Origin of the sequence: Desulfobacter curvatus DSM 3379 (genome assembly GCF_000373985.1) — a bacterium.
Taxonomy (GTDB): domain Bacteria; phylum Desulfobacterota; class Desulfobacteria; order Desulfobacterales; family Desulfobacteraceae; genus Desulfobacter; species Desulfobacter curvatus.
On the sequence record NZ_KB893106.1, the window covers coordinates 1 to 25404 of the forward strand.

A 25404-nucleotide genomic window follows, 5' to 3' on the forward strand; every position below is an offset into this window, starting at 1 on the left:
TGGGGATGGTTGAGAGCACAAGAAATATCAACGGTGAGGTTAGTCATGAGAAACGCTATTATATATCCAGTCTTGAATGTAATTCTCAGACATTTGGAGAGGCTATCAGAAAACATTGGGGTATTGAAAATTCGGTTCACTGGGTTTTGGACATAGCCTTTCGGGAAGANGAAAGCAGGATCAGGAAAGGGTTTGGGCCGGAAAACTTTGCAGCAATTCGCCATATAGCCTTGAACCTGCTCAGAGAGCATAAAAATTTTAAAGGCAGTGTCAAATCCAAGCGGTTGAATGCAGCAATGGATCCGGATTATCTAAAAGAGGTGGTGTTTGGATGACAGTTGCCAATATCGAAACTATAGGCTCTTCGGGATATTTACTTGCGTTGGCCCTGTTTATTTTCCATATTGGGGTTGACAAAAAGCAAGTTCTTACTTTAATGAATTAACTATCCATTTTAATATCAAATTAGGGGGTATCATGATGTCTAAATTATATAAAATCATCTTAATGCTCTTACTATCAAGCGTGGTTACCTTTGATCTTTCTTTATCTGCCACAAATGAATCCACGAACCTTGCCCAGCAGCTTTATGTAAGCTATTATGGCCGTCCTGCCGATCCGGACGGACAAAGCTATTGGGCTGAGGTGTTTGATGAAACCGATGATTTAACGGCTGCACTGTCAGATTTTGGCATATCCGAAGAATATACAAACAATTTCGGTTCTATGACCAATGAAGAACTGGTTACCAATCTTTACCATCAGTTATTTGGCCGTGACCCTGAGACCGAAGGTTTAGATTTCTACACCACCCGTCTTAGCAGCGGTGAATCAACCTTAGCCACCATTGCCAAACAGATCGCCGACGGCGCATCTGGTGATGATCTGACCACTATGAACAACAAAATCACGGTTGCAAACACATACACGTCTGCAGTCAGTGAACTTGGCGCAGACTATAATTTCGATAATATAGCCGTTGCCCAAGCTATTCTGGATGCTGTTGACGCCACTGCTGCATCTGTGACAGAGGGTAACGCTGAAGCAACAGAGGAAGTTGCTTCAAATGTTTCATCCACCACAAACCATAAGCCTATTGCAAGTTCAATTTCTTTAAATATTGATTCATCTGTTCCATACTTAGAACAACAACTCATCGGTAATGACCCGGATGGAGATACCATCACATATGAATTGATTTCAGATTCCAGTGGCGACGGTTACTCACAATCCTACGTAAATTCGACAACCGGAATGCTTTACATTAACTGTGAACCCAATGGCAACGATTCCTTTACATTATCCTACCATGTAACTGACGGGCAGCTTTTCAGTGACCCGGCGACTGTTACCGTCCAGGTGACATACCTTTCTGAAGACGACAAAACTACCGGAAATGAGGAGGTGGGCTCGGAAGAGTATTCAGGTTTTGATCTGAGCACCTACAACAGTGATCTTTTAGGCGGTGATTCAGAACCGGTTCAGCCCACATCCATTGATCTGAGTTTAAATTTTCCCACTCCAGGGGACCAGGGACAGCAAAGTTCCTGCGTGGGATGGGCCACAGCCTATGCTTTGAAATCCTATCAGGAAGGCGTGGAGATTGGTTGGTCCCTGAATACTTCCTCCCACCTGTTCAGCCCTGCATTTATTTATAACCAGATCGTAATCGGCAATGACGGGGGGTCTTATATCAGTGATGCTTTGGACCTGGCTGTGAATTTAGGCGTCTCCACACTTGCCAGCATGCCTTATTCTCACTTGGATTACACAACACAACCCTCTGCTGCAGCTCTTGAAGAAGCGTCTCAATACAAAGCTGCCAGATGGTCCAGAGTAAACGATACGGCCCAGATCAAGGCTGCGCTGGCAAACCGAAAACCTGTTGTCTGCGGAATCGCAGTCTATGAATCCCTTGTAAATCTTTACGGGGACGATTCCGTGTATAATACGATATCAGGTCAAAACTTAGGCGGCCATGCAGTCACTATTGTAGGATATGATGATAACAAATTTGGCGGTGCTTTTAAAATCATAAACTCCTGGAGTACCAACTGGGGGGATGATGGTTTTTTCTGGTTACCCTATTCCTTTGCCTCCCAAGGCATTATGAGAGAAGCCTATGTACTTGAAGATGTAGAAAACGGGTCAATACCGGACGATACAGAACAAACAGAATCTGAACCTGATTACAATACTCTTCCAAACCTGACTGTCTCTTCATGGCATGCTGACTATGATCCTAGGCCCAATGGAAGCGGGACATTGACATATGAAGTCATCAACAATGGATCAGGCACTGCGCCTTTGGGGGCAGACATAAACCTGATGCTTTCCGATAACGACAATATTACCAGCAATGATTATTATGTTGTCTATGAGGAAAATCCCTATGATTTACTTCCTGGTGGTTCTGTCTACAGAGACTCTGATAATGCTCTGTCATTTAACTTTCCCGATCAGATTGAATCTGGGGTCTATTATATGGCACTCTGGGTGGATGATCTGGATGAGGTTGAAGAATCCAATGAAAACGATAACATATCACTAAGTAGCAGTACAATCACAATTGAAAATTCCATGCCTGATCTCAGTGTCAATTCCTGGTATGCGGAATGGGATGGATATGGCAATGGCACCTTAACCTATGAAATTGAAAATAGTGGGGTTTCTGCCGTAAATTCCACCGACTGGTATATCAATCTGGTCTTGGACGAGGATCAAAATGTAGGGAATGGGAACGAAATATTTCTATTCTATGAGCAGGCTGCATTTTCTTTAAATCCTGGTGCCCAGATTTACAGAAACAGTTCAAATCCAGCACATTTCAACCTGTATGTTGATTATTATGGATATAGTATCCCCTCTGGTGTTTATTATATGGCGCTATGGGTTGATGATTTAAATGCTGTTGATGAAAGTAATGAGTTTAATAATGGGTCATACAGTTGGGACGTTGTTAATGTTTCAAGTTACTATGGGACTTCAGATGAAGATGACAAACCGCTTTCTTATACTGAAACCTCAGGCAAAGCTTATAACGGGAAAAAGCTTCCCTCAAAAGATGTTTTGATGAAAAAAGTTATGATTACAAAATCATCATCAGGAGAAATCACAATGCAAATACTGGATGAGGATTCCAGCAAAAAAACAGAAGATTCCAGAAGTGAATTCCATACCAAACAGATATCTTCAAGTACAGGGTTGATCTTTCCTTCATCCGAAAGAATTCCAATGCCCAATGGAATGCCGACTTATGAAAAGTAAACTTATTATAGGAATATTTCTACTATTTATATATAGCTTCGCCTGTTTACAGGAGGAGAAGCAGTCTTTAACAGATAGCCGGACCATGCCTACAAAAGGAACAGCAAACCCGGCTGCGGCAAAATGCATAGAAGACGGACATACCATTAAAATAATTGAAGAAAATGGCGTTTCTATAGGATATTGGTGTGTAAATAAGAAAACCAGCAAGAAGTGTGAGATATGGTCCTATTTCAGGGGTGAGTGTGATTTAAGTCCTTGAAATAGAGCGAACTCATGATTCCTTTCCCTATAAAAAATCCATCACACCTTTGAATCACTGGTTAAAGGTAAACAATCTCTTATAAATTTGCCAATAACCTGGTTAAAGATTTGGCCATGAACAATAAAATAAAATACAACGATCTTAAAACACCTGTCAGTATAGAGGAAAACCGTTCGCCCTTGTGGGAAAAAATTTTTGCCGAGGCTGTGCGTGATCCTGAAGAACTATGCAGACGCCTGGAAATTTCAGACGAAAATGTTGATTTAAATCCAACTTTCTCAATGCTTGTGCCTGAACCCTTTTTACAGCGCATTAAGCCGAAAGACCCATTGGACCCGCTTTTGCTCCAGGTTCTTCCCAGAAAGGAAGAGTCGGTTTTAATCCCGGGTTTTACAACCGACCCTGTTGGTGAGGATGGACATTTAAGCCCTGAAGGCACCTTGTCCAAGTATCACGGCCGATCCCTTATCGTAACGGGCAAAAGATGCGGTATCCACTGCCGTTTTTGCTTCAGGCGACATCTGTCCTTCCCAGGAACAAAAAAAACCGACATTCCGGTCTGCTTTGCCATTGATCCGGAAAGGATTGCCGCGCGATTCATGGCAGACCCCACAATCCATGAGGCAATTCTCAGTGGCGGAGACCCTTTGATGCTAAGCGACAGGCAACTTCAGGATCTAATCTCCCACCTTGACGAGGTCCCAAGTATAAAAAGGATAAGAATTCATACCAGGATGCCGATTATCATTCCCCAGCGGCTCACGGAAAACCTGCTTAGATTTCTTGGTAATAATAAACGTTACGGCAGGACAGCCAAAATGATTGTCGTATTACACGTAAATCATCCCAATGAACTTGATTCCGGAGTTTCCCGCTCAATAGAAAACTTAATTGATTCCGGGGGTATTTTATTGAGCCAGACGGTACTATTACAAAATGTTAATGACAACCTGCCTATCCTGTCTGAACTTTTTGAGCGTCTTATTGATTTAGGGGTAATACCGTATTATCTTCACCAGCTTGATCGGGTTGCAGGTGCTACTCATTTTGAAGTATCAACGAAAAAAGGAGGCGATTTGATAACAAAACTAAGGACGCGGTTGCCGGGATATGCAGTCCCACGCTATGTAAGGGAAATATCAGGGGAGCCGGGTAAGGTTGTATTAAAGTAGCTGATATTGATTTCGCGCATTAAGCCTGGTACCGGAATTTTTTTTGCCTGTTAAACTGCCCCCGTGTTCTTATTCAGTGCTTCAATAATTGCATTGAGAATATCGTCGGCCTTGTCAATGGCTACCTGGCAGGTTCCCACACGCCTGTGGCCTCCACCGCCATATTTAAGCATCAAAGACCCCACATCTGCGCCGGCGGTTTTGTTGATAATGCTGTACCCGCAGGTGATGACGATATTCTGCCGCTTAAAGCCCCACATGATCTGCATGGAGATATTCGCATCGGGAAACAGGCTGTATAACAAGAACCGGTTGCCTGTGTAAATTTCATCCTGATTTCTTAGATCAAGGACCACGACATTTCCTTCCATGCAGCTGTTTTCAAGGAGCATCTGACGAAATAACTTGTCCTGTTCAAAATATCGCATGGTCCGCTCCTTAATATCCGGAATTTCAAGGATTTCCTTGCCGGTTTTGTTCCGGCAGTAATCAATCATATCCATCATCAACGCATAATTGCTGATGCGGTAATCCTTGTAACGTCCAAGGCCGGTGCGGGGATCCATAATAAAAGATAAAAGAACCCACCCTTTGGGATTGAGTATTTCCTCTTTTGTAAACCGGGCGGCATCGGCTTTATCAACGGCACCGATCAAGTCATCAAGGTGCTTGTTCCTAAAACTATTCAACCCGCCATAGTACTCGTAAATAACCCGGGCTGCGCTTGGCGCCGAAGGTTCACTTTTTCCTTCAAAGTTGCCGAATGCCCTGCGCTCCTGTTCGCTGGAGTGGTGATCAAACCAAATCCCGCAACCGTGAACAAAAGGAATGTTTGCCAGAATGTCGTCGGAAGTTATTTCGATTTCGCCGTCCTGGATATCCTTGGGATGAACGAATTTAATGTCATCAATAATTCCTTTTTCTTTGAGAATGGCTGCACAGCCAAGGCCATCAAAGTCGGATCGGGTAACCAGTCGCATGAATATCTCCTTTTGCTGCGAATTCAAGATGAAGGATTTTAATACACTACCATAAAACCCACCGGAATCTCAAATAATTTTAACACCCGGAGACACAAAAAAGCGCTATCCCAATTCCCGCCCTATACCGTGATATTCAAACCCGGCTTCTTTAATTTCGTCAGGGTCATACTGGTTTCTGCCGTCAAATATCACCCGCTCTTTCATCAGGGACGCCATCTTTTTAAAATCCGGCTGCCTGAAAGCCTTCCACTCAGTAACCAGAATACAGGCATCCGTACTGTCCAGGGCTGAATATTGGTCTTGGGCAAAACAAATCCTTTCCTGCTCTTGTACCGGGATCTCCTTTCTGGCCTGATCCATGGCCACGGGGTCATAAACATTGACCCGGGCACCTGCGTCCACAAGGGTTTTAATCAATACACGGGAAGAGGCTTCACGCATATCATCGGTGCCGGGCTTAAATGCCAGTCCCCAGATACCGAATGTCCGTCCGGTCAAATCCTGCCCGAATCGATTGAATACCTTGTCTCCAAGCACCTGTTTTTGAAGATTATTTCTTTGTTCCACCGCCTCCAGAAGACTGGGTGAAAAGCCTGCATCCCGACTGGTTTTCACAAGGGCCTTGACGTCTTTTGGAAAACACGAACCGCCGTATCCGCAACCGGGGTAAATAAATGAATACCCGATACGGGAATCCGAACCAATCCCCTTGCGCACGTTCTCCACGTCCACCCCCAACCGCTCACACAGATTGGAGATCTCATTCATGAATGAAATCTTTGTGGCCAGCATGGAGTTGGCTGCATACTTTGTCATTTCAGCATCTTTGACATTCATGAACAACATTTTGTCCCGGTTTCTTGAAAAAGGCGCATACAACCTGCGCATCAATTTTGCGGCCCGGGCAGAGTCCGCGCCCACAATGATCCGGTCCGGCTTGAGGAAATCATTAACCGCCGCCCCTTCTTTAAGAAATTCAGGATTTGATACCACGTCAAATTCAACGTCTGCCCCCCGGGCCTCAAGTTCTTTGCCGACCTGCGCCCGAACTTTGTCTGCCGTTCCCACAGGTACCGTGGATTTATCCACAATCACGGCGTAATCTTCAATAACGGAACCAATCTGCCGGGCAACTTCCAGCACATACTTCAGATCAGCAGAGCCGTCTTCCCCCGGCGGGGTGCCTACGGCAATAAAAAACACATTGCAATCCGTTGCAGCCTGGGCCAGATCAGTGGTGAAATCAAGGGTACCTTCCTTATAATTATTGAGGACGATGGACTCAAGACCCGGTTCATAAATGGGAAGAATGCCTTGTTTCAAATTTTCTATTTTTTCCCGGTCAATGTCCACACAAGTGACATGGCTTCCCATTTCAGAAAAACATGCGCCTGTGACAAGGCCTACATATCCGGTTCCAATAATTGTTAATTTCATTTATTGAGTTCTACCTTTCATTTGTTGTCAAACCGGACCGGTCATTTTCGGCCCTGGACAAATTGAATTTGGATTAATTGAATATTGTCAAACAATGGATTGAAATACTTGCAATGTGTGCTGAATCCTTTTATGGATTTTAATCTTAGTCATTTGCTGATTAACAGAACAACCCGTATGTTATCCCGTTAGGCTAATTTCATACTCTCTTCATAAATTGCTTGTCAACTTAATTCCTTTCTGATAGGGGAAAATAGAGGTGATATTTCTATCGCTTTATAGAAACAACAACATGATTACCTGTTCGCATTTGTTATCCGGAGAACACATAATTTTTAGCAGAATTAATCAAAAAAACGACCATTTGAAACATTTTAATTTGGAGGATTGATTATGGGCAAAAAAATAGGCGTACTATTAGCTGGGTGTGGCGTATATGATGGTTCTGAAATTCATGAAGCCGTATTGACAATGCTGTACTTGGATCAAGCCGGTGCACAGATTATTTGCATGGCGCCGAACATGGATCAATATCATGTCATTGATCATTTATCAGGGACGGAAGCATCCGAAAAACGCAATGTTCTGGTAGAGTCTGCACGGATTGCCCGGGGAGAGATTAAGGACTTAAAAGATGTTCAAGCAAATGATTTGGATGCCCTCATCATACCGGGCGGTTTTGGTGCAGCCAAAAACTTAAGTGATTTTGCAATTAACGGTACCCAAGCCCAGGTTCATCCGGAGGTCCAGAGAATCATAACCGACATGATTAACGGCAATAAACCCGTCGGAGCCCTTTGTATTGCGCCTGCAACGTTAACCAAGGCACTTGCCGACAAACAGCCGGAAGTCACCATTGGAAACGATCAGGGCACTGCAGACGCCATTGAGCAAATGGGCGGCAAACATGTGGCATGCGCTGTTGATCAGATACATACGGACAAAGACAAAAAAATTGTAACAACACCGGCATATATGCTTGGTCCCAACATTAAAGATATCGCAAAGGGAATTGAAAAATTAGTTGCAGAAGTGCTGGCCATGGCATAACCGCAATTTATATATCCCTTAATTGACATGACTGCGGGCCGGTTGTATTTTACTTGTATTATGAATGAACACAAAAAAATACAGTTAAAAGACTACCGGCCCTTTGAATTCATTGTTGACCATGTTGACCTGATCTTTGACATCCGGGATGACCATACCCGGGTGACATCCAAACTTAAAATGAGAAAAGATCCGGCCTGGGCAGACGAGACAACGCCTTTGATCCTGAACAAAGGAAAGTTTGACATTGTTTCCGTGGTTGCCGGGGACATGGTGCTTTTGCCCAATGAATACAAAAGTGACGATGAAACCTTTACCCTCGCGGCCACCCCGGATGTTTTTGAGCTTGAAATCACAAACATTCTTAAGCCGGATGAAAATACAGCTTTAGAAGGCTTATACCGTTCAGGCAAAATTTTATGCACCCAGTGTGAGGCCCAGGGATTCCGCAACATTACGCCCTACCCTGACCGGCCCGATGTGATGGCCCCTTTTTCCTGTACTATTGTGGCGGACAAAACCCGCTACCCTGTGCTTTTATCCAACGGCAACCCCGTAAAATCCGGAGATCTTGACAACAACCGCCACTTTGCTGTCTGGGAAGATCCTTTTAAAAAACCCTGCTATCTTTTTGCCCTGGTGGCAGGGGATCTTGCCGTATTGGAAGACCGGTTCACAACAGCATCCGGCAAGGATGTGGCCCTTAAAATTTACTCTGAAAAAGAGAACATCACCCTTTGCAGCCATGCCATGACTTCCTTGAAACAGGCCATGGCATGGGATGAAAAACGGTTTGGCCGGGAATATGACCTGGACTTGTACCAGATCGTGGCCATCAACGATTTTAATGCAGGCGCCATGGAAAACAAGGGCCTGAACATATTTAACGCCAAATATGTGCTGGCAGATCCCCAAACAGCCACCGACGATGATTTCATGGGCATCCAGGGCGTTATTGCCCACGAATATTTCCACAACTGGACCGGCAACCGGATCACCCTGAAAAACTGGTTCCAGCTCAGCCTCAAAGAAGGGCTTACTGTGTTCCGGGACCAGGAATTTTCATCGGACATGAACTCACGGCCGGTGAAGCGCATCAGTGATGTGAAAAACCTTATGGCGGCACAGTTTCCCGAGGACGGCGGCCCCATGACCCATCCGGTACGGCCGGACTCATACATCAAAATGGATAACTTTTACACCATGACCGTGTATGAAAAAGGGGCTGAAGTGATCCGCATGATCTATCAGCTTTTAGGACAGGACCTGTTCAGAAAAGGCATGGATCTCTATTTTGAAAAATTTGACGGCATGGCCGTCACTCTTGAGGATTTTGTCGGTGTTATGGCAAAGGTGTCCGGCCGTAACCTGGATCAATTCTTCCTGTGGTACACCCAGTCCGGCACACCGGAAGTATCCATGGCCCGCCAATATGATGAAAAAACCGGCACCCTGGCTTTAACCTTCACCCAGGCCACATCCCCGGATAGAAATCAGTCCGAGAAAAAACCCTTTCACATCCCTGTTCGGATCTCTTTGATCGACAAAGCCGGGGAAACCGTCAAACAAGACGCCCTTTATGAACTGACAAAGGAAACCGACACCTTAAAATTTGAACATGTATCTGCCGATACCTACCCGTCCGTATTCCGGGAATTTACGGCCCCTGTCCGCCTGACCACGGACTTTTCAGATCAGGACATTGCCTTTCTCATGGCCCGGGATACCGATCCATTTAACCAATGGCGCGCCGCCCAGACCCTGTTCATCAATGAGATAAAAAATCTGGTGACGGCTATCCAGGCCAACAAACCCATGGGTGTATCATCAGGACTTGTTAATGCCTTTTCCCTGGCCCTTGCGGATAAGGACAAAGACAGGGCGTTTCTTTCCAAGGCCCTTGCCCTGCCCCTGGAAACAGAAATAAAGGATCATTTTGAGATCATTGATGTTGAGGCCATTCACCAGGCAAGAACCTTTTTGAAGCAAACCCTGGCCGAAGAACTGGCTTCAGAATTTAAAACCGTATATGACATCTGCAGTTCCGCTAACCCTGATGATATTTCAGGTCCGGCCATGGCGGACAGAAGTCTTAAAAATCTTTGTCTTTCCTACCTCGGTTGCCTGGCGGATAAAGATATTCAGAATCTTGTGCAAAAACAATTTGAAAACCCCGGCAACATGACGGATGAATTTGCCGCTTTCAAAATCCTGAGCCATATGAATCCAAACGTGCGTGATAAGGCATGCCAGGCGTTCTATGACAAATGGCAGGCCCGGACTCTGGTGATTGACAAATGGTTTTCCGTCCAGGCTCAGTCCAGCATAGAAGACACCTTAGACCAGGTAAAAATACTGACCGAACACAAAGATTTTACCATGGCCAATCCCAACAAGGTCCGGGCACTCATATTTGCCTTTGCCATGAACAATCCCATACACTTTCACAGGGATGACGGACAGGGCTATGAATTTGTGGCCGAACGGATTCTGGCGCTGGATAAAATCAACCATCAGACAGCGGCACGGCTTTGCGCATGTTTCAATCTATGGAAACGCTATGATGGAAACAGACAGGCGATGATGAAAAAGCAACTTGAAACCATGGCCGGGCAAAAAGAGTTGTCGAGAAATTTATATGAAATCGTATCCCGGGCGTTAGAATAATCCCATGGACGAAGCCCCGCAGCGTAAACTGCGGGGCATCATTTCAGGCATAGTATTCTCTATACCAGTCCACAAAGTTTTGTATCCCCTGTTTTACAGATGTTTCCGGCTTAAACCCGGTGGCGGCGATAAGGTCATCCACATCAGCCCAGGTGGCGGGCACATCACCGGCCTGCATGGGCAAATAGTCAATTTTTGCCTTTTTGCCCAGAGCATCTTCAATGGCGTGGACAAAGTCCATCAACGGCACAGGTTCATTATTACCAATATTATAGATCCTGTAAGGCACACACGATCTTGAAGGAACAGGATTTTTCCCGCTCCATTCCGGATCCGGCTCAGGGATATTGTTCATCACCCGGACCACCCCTTCCACAATATCGTCAATATAAGTAAAATCCCGTTGCATCTCACCGTCGTTAAACACCTTGATGGGTTCATCGGCCAACATGGCTTTGGTGAACAGAAACAGTGCCATGTCAGGCCGCCCCCAGGGACCATACACCGTAAAAAACCGCAAGCCTGTTGCCGGCAGATTGTACAGATAGCTGTAAGTATGGGCCATGAGTTCATTGGCTTTTTTGGAAGCCGCATACAAGCTGACCGGGTGATCCACATTATGGCGGACCGAAAAAGGCATATGGGTATTGAGCCCATACACTGAACTTGACGACGCAAACACAAGATGCTTTACCCCGCCATGGCGGCAGCCTTCAAGGATATTGCCAAATCCCACCAGATTGGAATCCACATAGGAGGCCGGATTTTCAATGCTGTACCGCACCCCTGCCTGGGCCGCCAGATTCACTACGCAATCAAAAGCATTTTCCTCAAACAATTTTGCCATATTGGGCCGGTCCGCAAGATCCAGGAGAATAAATTTGAAATCCGGATCCCCGGACAAACGCGCCAGCCGATCTTTTTTCAGATTCACATCATAATAATCGTTAAGATTATCAATCCCCCAAACACGGTGGCCGTCATTCAACAGCCGTAAAGCAAGTGTAGACCCAATAAACCCGGCGGCACCGGTGATCAATATATTCATCTTCAATCCTTTAAACTAAAAATATAAAGTCAAAAAAACCTCGATTCTTTTTGCCCATATTCGACTATAGGTCAACCCGGATAAGCCGGAAGGCCTTGTTTGTCTATTTAGTGCCCGACCGAAAACCGTAAATTTTGCCGATTACGGCGTTGGTCTGAAATTTTAATCCTCAAAATACTCCATGTATTCCTCCGGTTAAAATTTCAGTCCGCCTTGTACGCAACAAAATTTTCAGGTTTTCGTCCAGACACTATTTACTCAAGTTTAAGAGTTGTACCACGATCAGATATTTGTGACAAATCAAGGGATACAATAGAAACAAAATTTAGGGAGGTCTAAAGCCCCTCCCACTTTGTTTTTATGCACCCCTTTCACGGCCTGTTCCCAAGTACTTGGCAAATCATCACTAAAACCGATTTATTTTGCTCTATATATACCCTATACTAAAAACAGATGATCTCTTATCTGTTATGCTTTTTCTTGCAGGAGTGGTGACGTGACCGACTGTTTCCGCCCAATGGATTTAATTCATAAGACATCGGCTTTGACCGGACCTCAAAACCCACCAGTGCCGGGCAAAGACCAGAGAGGAGAAGATATGAAATTTAAAAAAATCCTTAACCCCGTGGATGGTTCAGAACATTCCAGACGCTCCACCCAATATTCCATTGAATTGGCAAAGCAATTCGATTCAAAAATCATCTTACTTCACTGCCACGCCAGATTCCCTGTTGTCCTGGCCGAACCGCATTTCCAGGATGCCATCAATAAAATCTTAAAAAGTTCCGAGGAACTGATCAAGCCTTTTGAAGAGTTGTTGGAAGACAGTGGCGTTGACTATGAAATCCGGATTCTGGAAGGCTCCCCGGGCATGAATATCGACACGGTAGTAAACATTGAAAAAATAGATTTGATTGTCATGGGGTCCAGGGGGGTCAGTAATCTTGAAGGGCTTTTTCTTGGGTCAGTGGCCCACCAGGTCCTTCATAAAGTTGAATGCCCGGTATTTATCATAAAATAATAACCAACTGGACTTACAGCTGAAAATGTGGATTACATCCCATGCTTTTTTTTCAGACCCCGGAACTGGTCATAGGATATCCCAAGGTCTGCTGCGGCCTGTTTCTGGTTGAACCGGGCCGCAGTCAGGGCCTGGGATAAGCGGAAGCGTTCAAGGGCAAGTACTGCCTTTTTCAGCGGCAGCTCAACCAGTTCCGACAATACCGTTTCAGTGTCCTTGATTGACGTTTTGCCTGCAGACAAAGCGCCTGTTCGGTTTTCAGTCTGTTCGATTGACGGGATTCCAGGTCCGGGCAGGGGGCCGTATGGCGATGAAAACGGTGAAAAATCAATCCGGGTAACAACCGGTCCGTTTGTTTTATACACAGCACGCTCCACCACATTTTTCAATTCCCGGACATTACCGGGCCACAGATGGGATTCAAGATCCCGGGCCGCTTTTTTACCAAATTCCGGCACCTGATCAAACCCCAGCTCAAAAGCCATGCGTCCGGCAAAATGATTGGCAAGCAGCATGACATCCCCCTTGCGTACCCGCAGCGGTGGGACATAAATCACCTCAAAGGAGAGACGGTCCAAAAGATCCTGTTTAAAAAGACCACGCCGGGCCATTTGGGCCAAATCCACGTTGGCAGCCCCCACGATGCGAACATCGGATTGGACGGGGTTAACGGCTCCCACCCGTTCAAACCGGCCATATTCCACCACCCGAAGAATCTTTTCCTGAACTTCCATGGGGATATTTCCGATTTCATCCAGAAACAGGGTACCGCCGTCGGCCTGTTCAAACCGCCCGATCCGGCGGGCCCCGGCACCGGTAAACGCCCCTTTTTCATATCCGAAAAGCTCGGATTCGATCAGACTGGCAGTCAAAGCCGCACAGTTCAACGTAACAAAAGGCCTTTGCCAGCGCCGGGATAAAAAATGCAGTCCTGCGGAAGCCAGTTCCTTTCCCGTGCCGCGCTCTCCTAAAATCAAAACAGGCCGGTCAATGGGTGCGACCCGGGAAATCTGTTCCTGGAAACTTAAAAACGCTTCAGACTGCCCCAGGGCCCCGGACATGTTCACAGGCCCAGTATTGTTATCCATGGAATCAGTATATGCCAACGTCCCCCCCCCCGAAAAAACAGCAATGGCCAAATCGACCAAATCTTAGCTTTTTATACCACATCACGACCAATGTCACCACTCTAAAAAAAACATCACAAAACGGCACAACCAATTGAAATTCAAGTCAAACCAAGATCCTGAACTTTGTGGCACATTTTCTGCTCTGATAAAGTTAAGAAAGAACGAAAGCAAAAGAATCCAAGAGACCTATAATAAGGAGAATAAAAATGGGTATTTTTACACGCTTCAGAGACATTGTATCTTCAAACATTAACGCCATGCTGGACAAGGCCGAAGATCCTGAAAAGATGATCAAGCTCATGATCCGGGAAATGGAAGACACCCTGATCGAGCTTAAATCATCCTGCGCCGGCGCCATTGCCAATCATAAAAAAGTGGAACGTTTAGGGCAAGAGGCCCGGGACAAGGAGGCGTTCTGGAATGAAAAAGCTGAACTGGCAGTAACCAAAGGCCGTGATGACCTTGCCCGCCAGGCTCTGATGGAAAAACGCAGGTTCAGCCAACGCCTGGAAGTGGTGGAAACGGAACTTGTTGACCTTTTAGCTATGGTGGATCAGTACAAAAACGACATCACAGAACTTGAAACCAAGCTGAAATCAGCCCGGGAAAAACAGCGCATGCTGGTCCAGCGGCATATCCGGGCCCAACATAAGAAACGGGCCAGACAGGAAATCCGAAGGGCTGACTCCACCGAAGTGATCAAAAAATTCGAAGAAATGGAAAATCATATTGAGCACATGGAAGCCGAAGCCGATCTCGTTGATTTCGGCAGACGATCCAGCCTTGAAACCGCATTTGATGATCTGGCCGCCGATGAAGAGATCGAAAATGAACTCAATGTATTGAAATCCTCCCAATCCGGAACAATTAATGATACAAAATCCTGAGCCTGACAATTCCAAAGGAGGTATATGAAAATCCTATTTATTACAATCATCAGTGCCGGCGCATCAATCCTTGCTCTGGTCATCCTGGGAATCATCATCATCGGCATTATCCGGGCAGCCAAAACCGGAGGGCTTTCAAGAAATGAGAAAGACGCCCGGGCCGAAGAGACAAGAATGATTCAAGACATATACAATGCCCTGCCAAGAATGGAGGCGAGGGTTGAAGCCCTTGAAACCATACTCATCGAACGTGGACACCAAAATCAATAACGGCTGTTTTCAACACGTCTGAAAGGATAAAAAATGAGGTACCATAAAAACCGTTATCACAGGGCAGGTGCAGGCATGAAGGGGCGGGGAAGATATGGTGGATTCCGCCAGAGAATGGACCGCCTGACCGCAGCCGAAGGCTTTTACCGCTCCCGACGGGGCATCATCTTCGGCGTTTGCCGAGGCTTGGCGGAACATTTTAACTTCTCAGTATTCTGGACCCGGATTATTGTACTTGTCCTGTTTTTATTCACCGGGTTTTGGCCGGTGGGCGTCCTTTATTTTGTTGCGGGACTTCTGCTTACCCCTGAGCCTGTCATTCCGCTGGAAAATGCCAGTGATGAAGAATTTTATCAGTCCTATACCCGGTCAAGATCCTCGGCCATCCAGCGAATTAAAAATAAATTTGACAATATTGACCGCAGGATTCAGCGCATGGAAGATACGGTTACGTCAAAAGAGTTTGATTTTAAATAAAAATAATGTTAGGTCAAGGGCGGAACAATAAAACGCATTGTTCTTTTCCTTTTTTTCGCCTGCCCGGCAACGGGCAGGCGTTTTTTTTATGCATCAAAAAATTTCATTATAAATGAGGCGCCAAAGGCGCTGCCCCTCTGGTTGCCGGTTTTTTACCATTAACGCTTAAGTGAATGTCATTTGGGTACCAATGTCAGCGTATTCTTTGCATGGGCTTTAATGGCGGCATCTGAAAACCACCAGTACCGGACAGAACCATCCATAAAATCTTCAACCATATTTTTCTGATGGGGATGAAAAGTGCGGCCTGCAGCCCCACCCGGCAACACCGCCATGAGCTTTTCATCATCCCTCATATCCGCCACAAAACGCAAGGATGCACAATGGGTCACCGCATAGGGGGCATCAAAATCATACCACCCCCGATACAGGGTTTCACCGGCCCCGCCCATGGGCATAGATCCTGTGCCGAACACGCTCTTGAGTTTCCCCTGACGAAAAAGGGGATTAACCAGTTCAAGGGTATGCAGATCTCCCCAGCGCCATTGGGCAGGGTTATCGCCAAGGTGTAGGGACAACTCCTTTCGGGCGACATGGGCAGCCCGGATAAAAAGATCTGACATGGTTTCCGTTTTACCGGCAGTGCGTATATCATCGAAAAAAATACTCTCACCGGCCAGCACAAACTGCAGAAGGCGTTCCTGCCAGTAATACCAGCAATTCAACAGCGTCAAAACCTTTTGCGGCCCCAGATCGTCTTCAAACACAGCCAATGCAAAATGCCGGTAGATGGATTGGAAAACCAGAGGCCCTGCCTTTTCAGGATCATCTTTAAAATCCCAATCCGCCAGAATTCGCCCCAAATCTCTTGTATTCTCGTTTGCCAGAATAATCCGTGCCATAATCGGCGCAATTCGCCGGGCCATTATATTGCCGGTATCCCTTTGATATTGCCACATGTCCAAAGGGGTCTGCTCGGCTTTACCCGCCATCAGTTCCTTTAGTCTTGCATAACGGAATGACGGTGCAAAATAGGATGAATAATAATGGGGAAAGCCTGTGTCCACCGTTTTATTGTTGCAGGTGCCCACCCAATTTTTCCCCGGGTTGATCTGCCCGGGCATTTTATCCGGGGCAATCCAGCCCCGCCAGTTGTCTGTGCCGTCTTTGACCACATAGGGAAATGTGCCGCCGCCCCTGCGCACAGGAATCCGGCCGGATGCCTGGTGGCCGATATTGCCGGAACTGTCGGCAAACACCCAGTTAAAACAAGCCACGGCCAGGTCCTGCATGGACCGGGATAATTCTTCGGCATTTTTTGCCGTAAGGATATTCAGCAACCCGATATCAGAGGTCATGGACTCCACCGGTGCAAATCTGAGCGTAAACACCTTATTGCCGTCCAGCCCCTTGAGGACCTTAGACACCACCGGGCCCCTGCGGGTAGTACGGATATCCAGGTCTTCCGTTCGAAAGCCGCCGGGCGAATCCTTATCTTTAATTTTCAACCGTTCTTTAATATGCCCAAAGGCAATGGAATTGTCCCCTTCCAAATAATGATCCGGATTTTTCGGATCAACGGTTTCAATGTAAAGATCCAGCATGTCACCATAATTGTTGGTGGCGGACAACGCAACGTGCTCGGTGCGCCCCACCCCCATACCCGGGATGCCGGGAATCTGAACCCCGACAGCCCGGATACCGGGACAAATCAATCCTGCGGGATACCAGACCCCGGGCAGAAGTCTTGGGTCCAAATGAGGATCGCCGCACAGCATCGCAGATCCGGTGACGGATTTTCCCGGGGCCACGGCCCAGTTGTTACTCCCAACCCGCAGCTTCCGATCCCCGGCAAAGGCCAAAAGACCAGGGTCAAATGGCAAAGCCAACCCAAGATTCTCCTTGGGCGGCATCGTAATAACGCCTTTATCATCAGGGTCATCCACATTGATATTCAAAGGCAGAAGCATGGCGGTCTTTTTATACCCAAGGGTATCCAGCAGCATCTGGGAAATGATCTCCGTGGTCAGATTGGCAGCCGTAGAATACCCCAGATAAAACAGCACACCCAGGCAGTCTTTCACCTGCCATAAATCAGGCTTGATCCCAGCCAGACGAAACTCCAAGGCAAGGTCATCGGGGCACTTTCTTATAAAGGTATTTATGCCGTCCACATAGTGCTGAAACTGTTTTCGCAAGACAGGATTCAATATATGAGCTTGTTTTACCGCCATGCGTTCAATTCCGATGGTACGCATGCGGACATCCAGCTTCCTGGCCTGTGATCCTGCCAGCTCACACATCCGTCCTTCATAATACATCCGGGTCATCTGCACCTGAAACAACTGGTCCTGGGCCGTGACAAACCCCTGGGCAAAAAACAGGTCCTCTATATTTTCAGCATGGATATAGGCAATGCCAGAATCGTCCCGGGTTACGGTCACGGGACGGCTTAAACCAGCAAGCTTTAACTGTCCGTCATTCTGGTAACCATTAAACGGCGGCAGAAAGGAAAAAAGAATTACACAACAGACCACCAGCAAAGCGATGATCACACCGACACGCCGAATCCATTTCATGGCAACTCCTTGGATAATCTGTAAAATTACCCCATCATATGCCCTTGGCCCCGGCAGTGTCAACAAAGGCGAAAATGCTTACATCCAGCCCAGAAGCCCTGCGCCCTCCCGGGCAAGCCCCCAGGCAAAACAGCACAAAAGCAGGCCAAGCCCCCTCATGGTCCAGACATAAGCCGCACCGGTTAAAAAACTGCGGGTCCGGGCCACCACAAAGGCCAGGGCGAGTTTGGAACCTACAAGCATCAGATAGAAGCCGGCCACAAATCCAATGGCGCCCCCGGGATGGATCTGCCAGGCCTTGGATGCCAGGGGCGCCCCAACGGTAATCCAGAACAGATAGGGGTGGGGGCTTAAAATATTTACCAGCACTCCTTTCATTAGGGATGCAGACACCCGGTCCGGGGATTTGGGCATCTGCCCGGCAGTTCTGATGCTTGAAATGCCCATTTTCAAAACAATCACAGACCCGGCAAGGGAAATGACACCTAGCACAGGATCGGACCCGGACAGGTAAAAAACCAAAAGAAAGGAGATAATCAACACAGGTAAATCCGAAATCAGCGGCGCCATGGCAACACGGATACCGGCGCTTATACCCAGGCGAATGGTTTCACTAATGACAAGGGCCAGTAAAGGACCTGGAGACAAACCGGCGGACAAGCCTAACACCATTCCCATGAACAAATATTTTTCCATCTACCGGCCTCATTTTTGTTTGCCCCAAAAATTTCAGGCAATTAATTTACCAGCTATATTTCACCTTTTCCATCACAAAGACAGTGGGGCCCTAAAAATCATGCCTTGCAATCATCTGCGCTATGGTTTAATTTTTGGCCCATTATTTGGTGGTTTCCTATAGACAATTAGTGCGCGGCCTGTTGCCGCTTTTTTAAAAACCTGGAACATATTATGAACACCGAACAGCAATTGATCGCCCTGTCCAAATTCAGACGCACCGTTGTCAAAGTGGGCTCAGGGGTGCTGACCCGGAAAAACAGCCTTAATATTGACGTCATCAACAGCATCGCAAATCAGATCTGTGCACTCCACGACCGGGGCATGGAAGTGATCCTTGTCTCCTCCGGGGCCATGGCTGCGGGTGTAAAAAAAATCGGTCTTAAAACAAGGCCGTCGGAAACCCCAAAACGCCAGGCGGTTTCAGCCATTGGCCAGGCGGATCTGATCCGTGAATGGGAAAAGGCCATGGAACACTGTGGCCGAAAAGTGGCCCAAATTCTTCTGACCAGAGGTGATCTGTGTGACCGGGTCCGGTATCTGAATGCCAGAAACACCCTGAATACGCTTCTGGAATGGAAGGTGCTGCCCATTATTAATGAAAATGACACTGTGGCTGTGAAATCCCTGCAATTCGGAGACAATGATAATTTGGGTGCCATGATCACCCTGCTGCTTGGCGCTGATTTGATGATCAATCTCACCGATATCGGCGGTTTGTACAATAAAGACCCCCGGACCCATGACGATGCACAGCTTCTCAAGCAGGTAACAGCCATGGGCAGCGATATTGAGGCCATGGCCGGAGAGATAGCCGGACCTTTGGGTACAGGGGGCATGGGCACCAAAATAAGTGCCGCAAAAAAGCTGACGGCGGCGGGTATTCCCATGATCATTGCCTGCGGCCTGGAACACGATATCCTAATAAAAATAATGGACAATAATTATACGGGTACCTATTTTGTTCCCAATGGACAAAAAGCCTCATCCAGGAAAAACTGGATCGGCCTGACCCTGCAGGCCAAGGGGAGAATCACCATAGACAAAGGTGCCCAGAAAGCCGTGGTGGAACAGGGAAAAAGCCTTTTGCCGTCAGGCATTACCCGGGTGGAAGACTATTTTGAAGTAGGCGATCCCGTGGAATTCATCACAGAGGACAAAGTGGTCCTGGGCATGGGCCTGGTCAATTACAATGCCTCGGATATATTAAAAATCATGGGCTGCAAAACCAGCCAGATCAAGAAACGTTTAGGTTTCAGATCCTATGACGAGGTGATTCACAGGGATAATCTGATGATCACCGCATACCCGGATGACGCACGTTCGTAATAATTTCGGGATAAATTTAAAGGAGAACCATTCTATGTCTTTGGAAAATCAAATCATTGAAATTGCCAAACAGGCCAGGGCGGCAGCCCGGATTATGGCGGCCCTGCCTGCGGAACAAAAAAATAAGGCCCTTTTTTCCATTGCCCGGCAGTTGGAAAAGGATAAAGACGTCATCCAGGCAGAAAATGCCAAGGATGTGGCCGCGGCCCGGGAAAATGGGTTATCCGATGCCATGATCGACCGGCTGACCATTACGGATAAGGTATTGGACGGAATGGTTGAAGGCCTGGAATATGTGGCAGGTCTGGAAGATCCTGTGGGCACGCTCTCGGATTCCTCCATCCGTCCCAATGGCATTGAAATGGCCAGAATGCGCATTCCGTTGGGGGTGATCGGCATTATCTACGAATCAAGGCCCAATGTTACGGTGGATGCCGCAGGTCTGTGTCTGAAAGCCGGCAATGCCGTGATCCTGCGGGGCGGTTCCGAAGCCATTTACTCCAACCAGGCCCTGGCTCGGGCCATTGAACAGGGTATTTCCACAGAAGGCCTGCCGGCCGGTGCCGTCCAGGTGATCCCCACGTCGGACCGTGCTGCCGTAGATATCATGCTCAAGCAGGAAGAATATATCGACCTGATCATCCCCAGGGGAGGCGAAGGCCTGATCCGCCATGTGGTGGCAGCCTCCAGCATCCCTGTACTCAAACATTACAAAGGGGTGTGCCACGCCTATGTGGATGATCTGGCAGACCTGGACATGGGCGTCAGCATCGTACTTAATGCCAAGGCCCAGCGGCCCGGGGTCTGTAATGCCCTGGAAACCCTGCTGGTTCATCAGGGTGTGGCCCAACAATTTCTGCCCATGGTACATAAGGCACTGGCCCAGGCCGGTGTCACCCTTAAAGGATGTCCCAAAACCTGCGAAATACTGCCCGATGCACTCCCTGCCACCGAAGCGGACTGGCCCATGGAGTACCTGGATCTGACGCTGGCCGTCAAGGTGGTTAAAGACATGGATGAGGCCATGGCCCATATCGCAGCCTACGGCTCCAACCACACTGAAGCGATTATCACAACGGACCTGAACCGGTCCCGGCGCTTTATCCGGGAAGTGGATGCCTCCCTTGTTATTGTCAATGCATCCACCCGGTTCAATGATGGGGGCGAACTGGGCCTGGGCGCAGAGATCGGCATATCCACATCAAAACTGCATGCTTACGGTCCAATGGGCATAAAAGAGCTGACCACCACTAAATTTGTGGCCTGGGGGAACGGACAGATCCGGTCCTGATCAGTGCTATTCTAAAACTTAAGATCAGCCCGGGGTGATACAACTAAGATTATCCGGGCTGATCTTAAAGTTCCACTGTACAGTGGCATTACAACCAACTTTTAATCACTGGTAACTTCTAACCATATCTTTTGATTGTCTTATTATTCATGGTCTGCGGCCTAGTACAAAACCCGAATATATGCGGCAGAAGGAAATAATATGAGTCTAAATAACGAGGTCCTGAATTGTATTCATGAACGAAGAAGTACACGCCGTTTCACTGAACGGCAAATATCATCAGAACAGCTGGATACGCTGCTTGATGCCGCAATATGGGCGCCCAGCGGCGGCAACAACCAGAGCTGGTTATTTACTGCCATTCAGAAAAAAAGTGTGCTTCTTCACTTAAACAAACTTGTTTGTGAAGGATTCCAACGTTGGGTGCCTGATGACGATTACCCCACAAAACATGCCATGAAGAAGCGTTCAAGCCAAGAAGGCTATAATTTCTATCACAACGCACCAACCCTCATTATTGCCTCCAATAAACCCAATTACGAAAATGCCATGGCAGATTGTTCCCTGGCGCTCCAGAACATATTCCTTGCGGCCCAGTCCCTTGGGCTGGGAAGCTGTTATATCAATCAACTTCATTGGCTTCGGCATGATCCGGACGTCCGGGCGTATCTGCTTGAAATGGGCATCCCCAGAGAACATACCATCTGCTCTTCCGCTGCTGTCGGGTTTATAGATAAGGAATCACCCGCACCTGTCCGTAAAGAAGGCACGATACAGATCATTCGATAGAAAAACAGCGGGCTTCATCCTTGACAAGGTTTGCACAATGACCTAACCAGATATCTGTAATCGATTTATCCACCAGCTAAAGGAGTTTTTTATGGTTCATCAGCCGGACACCCTGAGAAAAGAGGTTCTTCAAAGTGACTGCTGGGATCTGTCTCCCATGTTTCAAACCACAGAAGCGTGGGAAGCGCTTTTCCAAGAACTGGAAAAGAAAATACCCACCTATGACGATTTCAAGGGCACCCTTTCCCAGGGCTCTGACAGGCTTTTAGCCTGTATTGAGTTCGACCACGGTGTCGGCCGGGATATGGAGCGCCTTTATACATTCGCGCACCTGAAAAACGATGAGGATAAAACCAAGTCGGACAACGAGGGGCTTTTCCAGCGCGCCTCCAATCTGTACACCCGCATCGGGGAGGCCTCAAGCTTTATGTCGCCTGAAATTCAGGCCATACCCTCTGACCGGCTGACAGCATTTCTCGATGAAGAATCGTTTAAACCATACCGGTTTTACCTGGAACAGATGATCAGATACATCCCCCACACAAGGGATGCAGCAACCGAACAGCTGCTGGCAATGGCCGGCGAAAGTCTGGGCGCCCCCCAAAGGATTTTCTCCCAGCTGGATAATGCGGATCTTAATTTCGGTACGGTAAAAAAGCCATCAGGCGATGTTTCTCCCTTGACCCATGGAAACTTCATCACTTTTCTGGGACATAAGGACAGGGGCTTTCGCAAAACGGTTTTTGATCAATATTACCGGACATACCATGACCACAGACACACCATTGCTGCGACATTAGCCGCCTCAGTAAAAAAAGATCTGTTCTGGGCAAGGGCGAGGCATTTTGATTCGGCACGAAAGGCTGCCCTGTTTGGGGACAACATCCCGGGAGATGTTTACGACAACCTGATTGCCAATGTGAAAAAAGCATTTTCACCCCTTTACCAATACCTTGATTTCAGAAAACAGGCACTGGGTGTTGACGAACTGCACATGTACGACACCTATGTGCAGCTTGTCCCTGATATTGACTTCCACATGGACTATGCACAGGCGGTTGCCACCTGCATCGAGGCGCTTGCGCCATTGGGCCGGGACTATTGCCGCACCCTGGAGCAGGGCCTGCTCAAGGGCTGGGTGGACAGATACGAAAACAAAGGCAAACGAAGCGGCGCCTACTCTTCGGGGTGTTACGATTCCAACCCCTATATCCTGCTCAACTATGATCCGCATTCCATTAACAGCCTGTTCACGCTGATTCATGAGGCAGGCCATTCCATGCATACCTTGCTTGCAAACAACACCCAGCCCTACCCCACCCACGGCTACACGATTTTTGTGGCAGAGGTGGCATCCACCCTTAATGAGGCACTTCTGGCCCGGCATCTACTGGAAAAATACAAAGATGACCCCAAAATGAAAGCTTACATACTGAACCGGGAAATCGACAATATCCGGGGCACGTTCTTCCGCCAGACCATGTTTGCCGAATTTGAACATATTATCCATGGACTGGCCGGTGACAACCAGGCCCTGACCATTGACACCTTTACATCCGTGTATCAAGATCTTTTATCCGTATATTTCGGAGATAAAATGGTGGTTGACGAGGCCCTGACCCTGGAATGCCTGCGCATTCCCCATTTTTATTCTTCCTTTTACGTCTATAAATATGCCACCGGCCTGGCGGCGGCCCTGACCATTGCCAAACGAATAACTGACAAAGGCAAGCCTGCCGTGGATGATTACCTTGCCTTTCTCAAGCTCGGGGGATCCATGTTTCCCATTGATGAACTCAGGGTGGCGGGTGTGGACATGGCATCCATTACCCCTGTACAGGCCGCGGCCTCCCATTTTGAATCACGGATCAGCGAACTGGAGACCCTGTGGCAATCCATTTAGAACCCATCGGCGTCATCCACACCTGCTTCAAAGAAAAATTCGGCATTCCCCGGCAACCCAACCTTGCGGAAGGGGCCCCGGGGACACTGAATTTTTTTCCTGAATTTGCAAGATTCGAGGCCGTAAGAGGACTTGAACAATTTTCCCATATCTGGTTGGTTTTCATTTTTCACAGAGCCGTGAAAAAGGGCGGGAAATGGTCTGCCATGGTTCGTCCTCCCCGCCTTGGGGGGAACAAAAAGGTGGGCGTATTTGCCTCCCGGTCCCCCTTCCGGCCCAATCCCATCGGTATGTCCTGTGTACGGCTTGAGGCCATTGAATCGACGCCCAAAGGGCCGGTGCTTCACCTGACCGGGGTAGATATCCTGGACCAGACCCCTGTTCTGGACATAAAACCCTACCTGCCCTATTCAGACCGGCTGGACAATGCCCGGGACGGTTTTGCACCGGCACCGGACAACAAAACTTGCCAGGTCGTTTTTTCAGACACGGCAGCGAGCCAGATTCGGGAACGGGAGAAAAATATACCCAATCTGCTGTCCATCATTACCCAGGTACTGGGAAATGATCCCCGGCCCGCCTACAGCAATGCCCGGTTTTCCAGTACAAAAAAAGACACCCGGGCTGGGCTGAATAAAGACCGTGTATATGGAATCCGGCTGTTTAATTTTGATCTCAAATGGCAGGCAGCAGGGAGTAAAGTCCGGGTGCTTCGCCTGGACCCGGCATCAGACTAAAAAATTTACTTTGGACTAAACCAAACGTCCTTTTAAAACAGATAAAAAGTGGTCATATCTCATGAAATCAGATTAAAGTTGATGGACTCGTAAAAAGTCCAAAATCAATTTAACATGTTAATATTATTGGCTAAAATCCATTTTTTAGCTTGCATTAAAAATACTTATTCTATATAATATACTCTATGTTATCAATAGCTTAGGGTTGACTAAATGATTAAGACAAATGACCACAATCAGCTCCACCTTTTCGATCCCTGGGACTTTTTAAGCCCGAAGCGCAGGAAATTGCTCGATGACTCCTGGGCAGGGCTTTTTCAAAAAGAAATCCTCCGCTCATTACCGGTCAATCTGATCAAACCCTGTT

Annotated in this window: 21 protein-coding genes; 15 read left to right on the forward strand and 6 right to left on the reverse strand. The window is 47.5% G+C overall.

The features are described from left to right. The first annotated feature begins 5 nt into the window (after nucleotides 1–5). The 4 genes from B147_RS0123420 (at nucleotide 6) to B147_RS0123440 (ending at nucleotide 4704) form a co-directional block, all read left to right on the forward strand. Nucleotides 6–335: an ISAs1 family transposase gene (locus B147_RS0123420; protein WP_425387036.1), complete on the forward strand. Its 330-nt coding sequence runs from the start codon at nucleotides 6–8 to the stop codon at nucleotides 333–335. Between the two features lie 142 nt (nucleotides 336–477). Next, on the forward strand, nucleotides 478–3267 hold the full coding sequence (locus B147_RS30705; protein ID WP_020589634.1) for a C1 family peptidase: 2790 nt from the start codon (nucleotides 478–480) through the stop codon (nucleotides 3265–3267). Then, nucleotides 3257–3529: a hypothetical protein gene (locus tag B147_RS0123435; RefSeq protein ID WP_020589635.1), complete on the forward strand. Its 273-nt coding sequence runs from the start codon at nucleotides 3257–3259 to the stop codon at nucleotides 3527–3529. The genes B147_RS30705 and B147_RS0123435 overlap by 11 nt, the downstream gene beginning before the upstream one ends. 116 nt (nucleotides 3530–3645) lie before the next feature. After that, the gene (locus B147_RS0123440) at nucleotides 3646–4704 is read left to right on the forward strand and encodes a KamA family radical SAM protein (protein WP_020589636.1); all 1059 of its coding nucleotides are present in this window, start codon (nucleotides 3646–3648) and stop codon (nucleotides 4702–4704) included. A gap of 50 nt (nucleotides 4705–4754) precedes the next feature. Here the strand turns inward: B147_RS0123440 and B147_RS0123445 are convergent, their stop codons facing one another. Together B147_RS0123445 and B147_RS0123450 are read right to left on the reverse strand one after the other, a co-directional pair. Then, nucleotides 4755–5684 (reverse strand): DHH family phosphoesterase, encoded by a 930-nt coding sequence (locus tag B147_RS0123445; protein WP_020589637.1) that lies wholly within the window; start codon nucleotides 5682–5684, stop codon nucleotides 4755–4757. Between the two features lie 105 nt (nucleotides 5685–5789). Next, nucleotides 5790–7124, reverse strand: coding sequence for a UDP-glucose dehydrogenase family protein (locus tag B147_RS0123450; protein WP_020589638.1), 1335 nt, complete (start codon nucleotides 7122–7124; stop codon nucleotides 5790–5792). Between the two features lie 393 nt (nucleotides 7125–7517). Here B147_RS0123450 and elbB point away from each other — a divergent pair, with 393 nt between their 5' ends. Further along, entirely contained in the window at nucleotides 7518–8174 is a 657-nt protein-coding gene (elbB, locus tag B147_RS0123455) for an isoprenoid biosynthesis glyoxalase ElbB (protein ID WP_020589639.1), read from the forward strand. Between the two features lie 60 nt (nucleotides 8175–8234). Continuing rightward, nucleotides 8235–10841: an aminopeptidase N gene (gene pepN / locus B147_RS0123460; protein WP_026259793.1), complete on the forward strand. Its 2607-nt coding sequence runs from the start codon at nucleotides 8235–8237 to the stop codon at nucleotides 10839–10841. A 43-nt stretch (nucleotides 10842–10884) separates the two neighbouring features. On the opposite strand, the gene B147_RS0123465 is transcribed toward pepN, so the two are convergent. Next, nucleotides 10885–11889, reverse strand: a complete 1005-nt coding sequence (locus tag B147_RS0123465) for an NAD-dependent epimerase (protein WP_020589641.1) — start codon at nucleotides 11887–11889, stop codon at nucleotides 10885–10887. A 598-nt stretch (nucleotides 11890–12487) separates the two neighbouring features. On the opposite strand from B147_RS0123465, the gene B147_RS0123470 reads away from it, so the two are divergent. After that, on the forward strand, nucleotides 12488–12910 hold the full coding sequence (locus tag B147_RS0123470) for a universal stress protein (protein ID WP_026259794.1): 423 nt from the start codon (nucleotides 12488–12490) through the stop codon (nucleotides 12908–12910). A 32-nt stretch (nucleotides 12911–12942) separates the two neighbouring features. Here the strand turns inward: B147_RS0123470 and pspF are convergent, their stop codons facing one another. After that, nucleotides 12943–14016: a phage shock protein operon transcriptional activator gene (gene pspF, locus B147_RS0123475; protein WP_157238010.1), complete on the reverse strand. Its 1074-nt coding sequence runs from the start codon at nucleotides 14014–14016 to the stop codon at nucleotides 12943–12945. Between the two features lie 230 nt (nucleotides 14017–14246). Between pspF and pspA the strand changes: the two genes are divergently transcribed. From pspA to pspC, 3 genes are read left to right on the forward strand one after another with little or no spacing between them, the layout of a single operon-like run. Further along, nucleotides 14247–14927, forward strand: coding sequence for a phage shock protein PspA (gene pspA, locus B147_RS0123480; protein ID WP_020589644.1), 681 nt, complete (start codon nucleotides 14247–14249; stop codon nucleotides 14925–14927). A 24-nt stretch (nucleotides 14928–14951) separates the two neighbouring features. After that, on the forward strand, nucleotides 14952–15197 hold the full coding sequence (locus tag B147_RS0123485) for a phage-shock protein (RefSeq protein ID WP_020589645.1): 246 nt from the start codon (nucleotides 14952–14954) through the stop codon (nucleotides 15195–15197). A gap of 33 nt (nucleotides 15198–15230) precedes the next feature. Further along, the gene (pspC, locus tag B147_RS0123490) at nucleotides 15231–15674 is read left to right on the forward strand and encodes an envelope stress response membrane protein PspC (RefSeq protein ID WP_020589646.1); all 444 of its coding nucleotides are present in this window, start codon (nucleotides 15231–15233) and stop codon (nucleotides 15672–15674) included. Nucleotides 15675–15850: 176 nt separating this feature from the next. On the opposite strand, the gene B147_RS0123500 is transcribed toward pspC, so the two are convergent. Both B147_RS0123500 and B147_RS0123505 read right to left on the reverse strand, forming a co-directional pair. Further along, entirely contained in the window at nucleotides 15851–18253 is a 2403-nt protein-coding gene (locus tag B147_RS0123500; protein ID WP_020589648.1) for a penicillin acylase family protein, read from the reverse strand. A 78-nt stretch (nucleotides 18254–18331) separates the two neighbouring features. Beyond that, nucleotides 18332–18949 (reverse strand): LysE family translocator, encoded by a 618-nt coding sequence (locus B147_RS0123505; RefSeq protein WP_020589649.1) that lies wholly within the window; start codon nucleotides 18947–18949, stop codon nucleotides 18332–18334. Between the two features lie 213 nt (nucleotides 18950–19162). Between B147_RS0123505 and proB the strand changes: the two genes are divergently transcribed. The 5 genes from proB (at nucleotide 19163) to tsaA (ending at nucleotide 25037) form a co-directional block, all read left to right on the forward strand. Continuing rightward, complete coding sequence (proB, locus tag B147_RS0123510; protein ID WP_020589650.1) at nucleotides 19163–20317, forward strand: glutamate 5-kinase; 1155 nt, start codon at nucleotides 19163–19165, stop codon at nucleotides 20315–20317. A 34-nt stretch (nucleotides 20318–20351) separates the two neighbouring features. Beyond that, a complete protein-coding gene (locus B147_RS0123515; RefSeq protein WP_020589651.1) occupies nucleotides 20352–21608 on the forward strand; it encodes a glutamate-5-semialdehyde dehydrogenase in 1257 nt (418 codons plus the stop codon). A 201-nt stretch (nucleotides 21609–21809) separates the two neighbouring features. Then, nucleotides 21810–22397: a nitroreductase family protein gene (locus B147_RS0123520; RefSeq protein WP_020589652.1), complete on the forward strand. Its 588-nt coding sequence runs from the start codon at nucleotides 21810–21812 to the stop codon at nucleotides 22395–22397. A 91-nt stretch (nucleotides 22398–22488) separates the two neighbouring features. Beyond that, nucleotides 22489–24300, forward strand: a complete 1812-nt coding sequence (gene pepF, locus B147_RS0123525) for an oligoendopeptidase F (protein ID WP_020589653.1) — start codon at nucleotides 22489–22491, stop codon at nucleotides 24298–24300. Then, nucleotides 24285–25037 (forward strand): tRNA (N6-threonylcarbamoyladenosine(37)-N6)-methyltransferase TrmO, encoded by a 753-nt coding sequence (tsaA, locus tag B147_RS0123530; protein ID WP_020589654.1) that lies wholly within the window; start codon nucleotides 24285–24287, stop codon nucleotides 25035–25037. Before pepF ends, tsaA begins: the two co-directional genes overlap by 16 nt. Nucleotides 25038–25404: the final 367 nt, after the last annotated feature.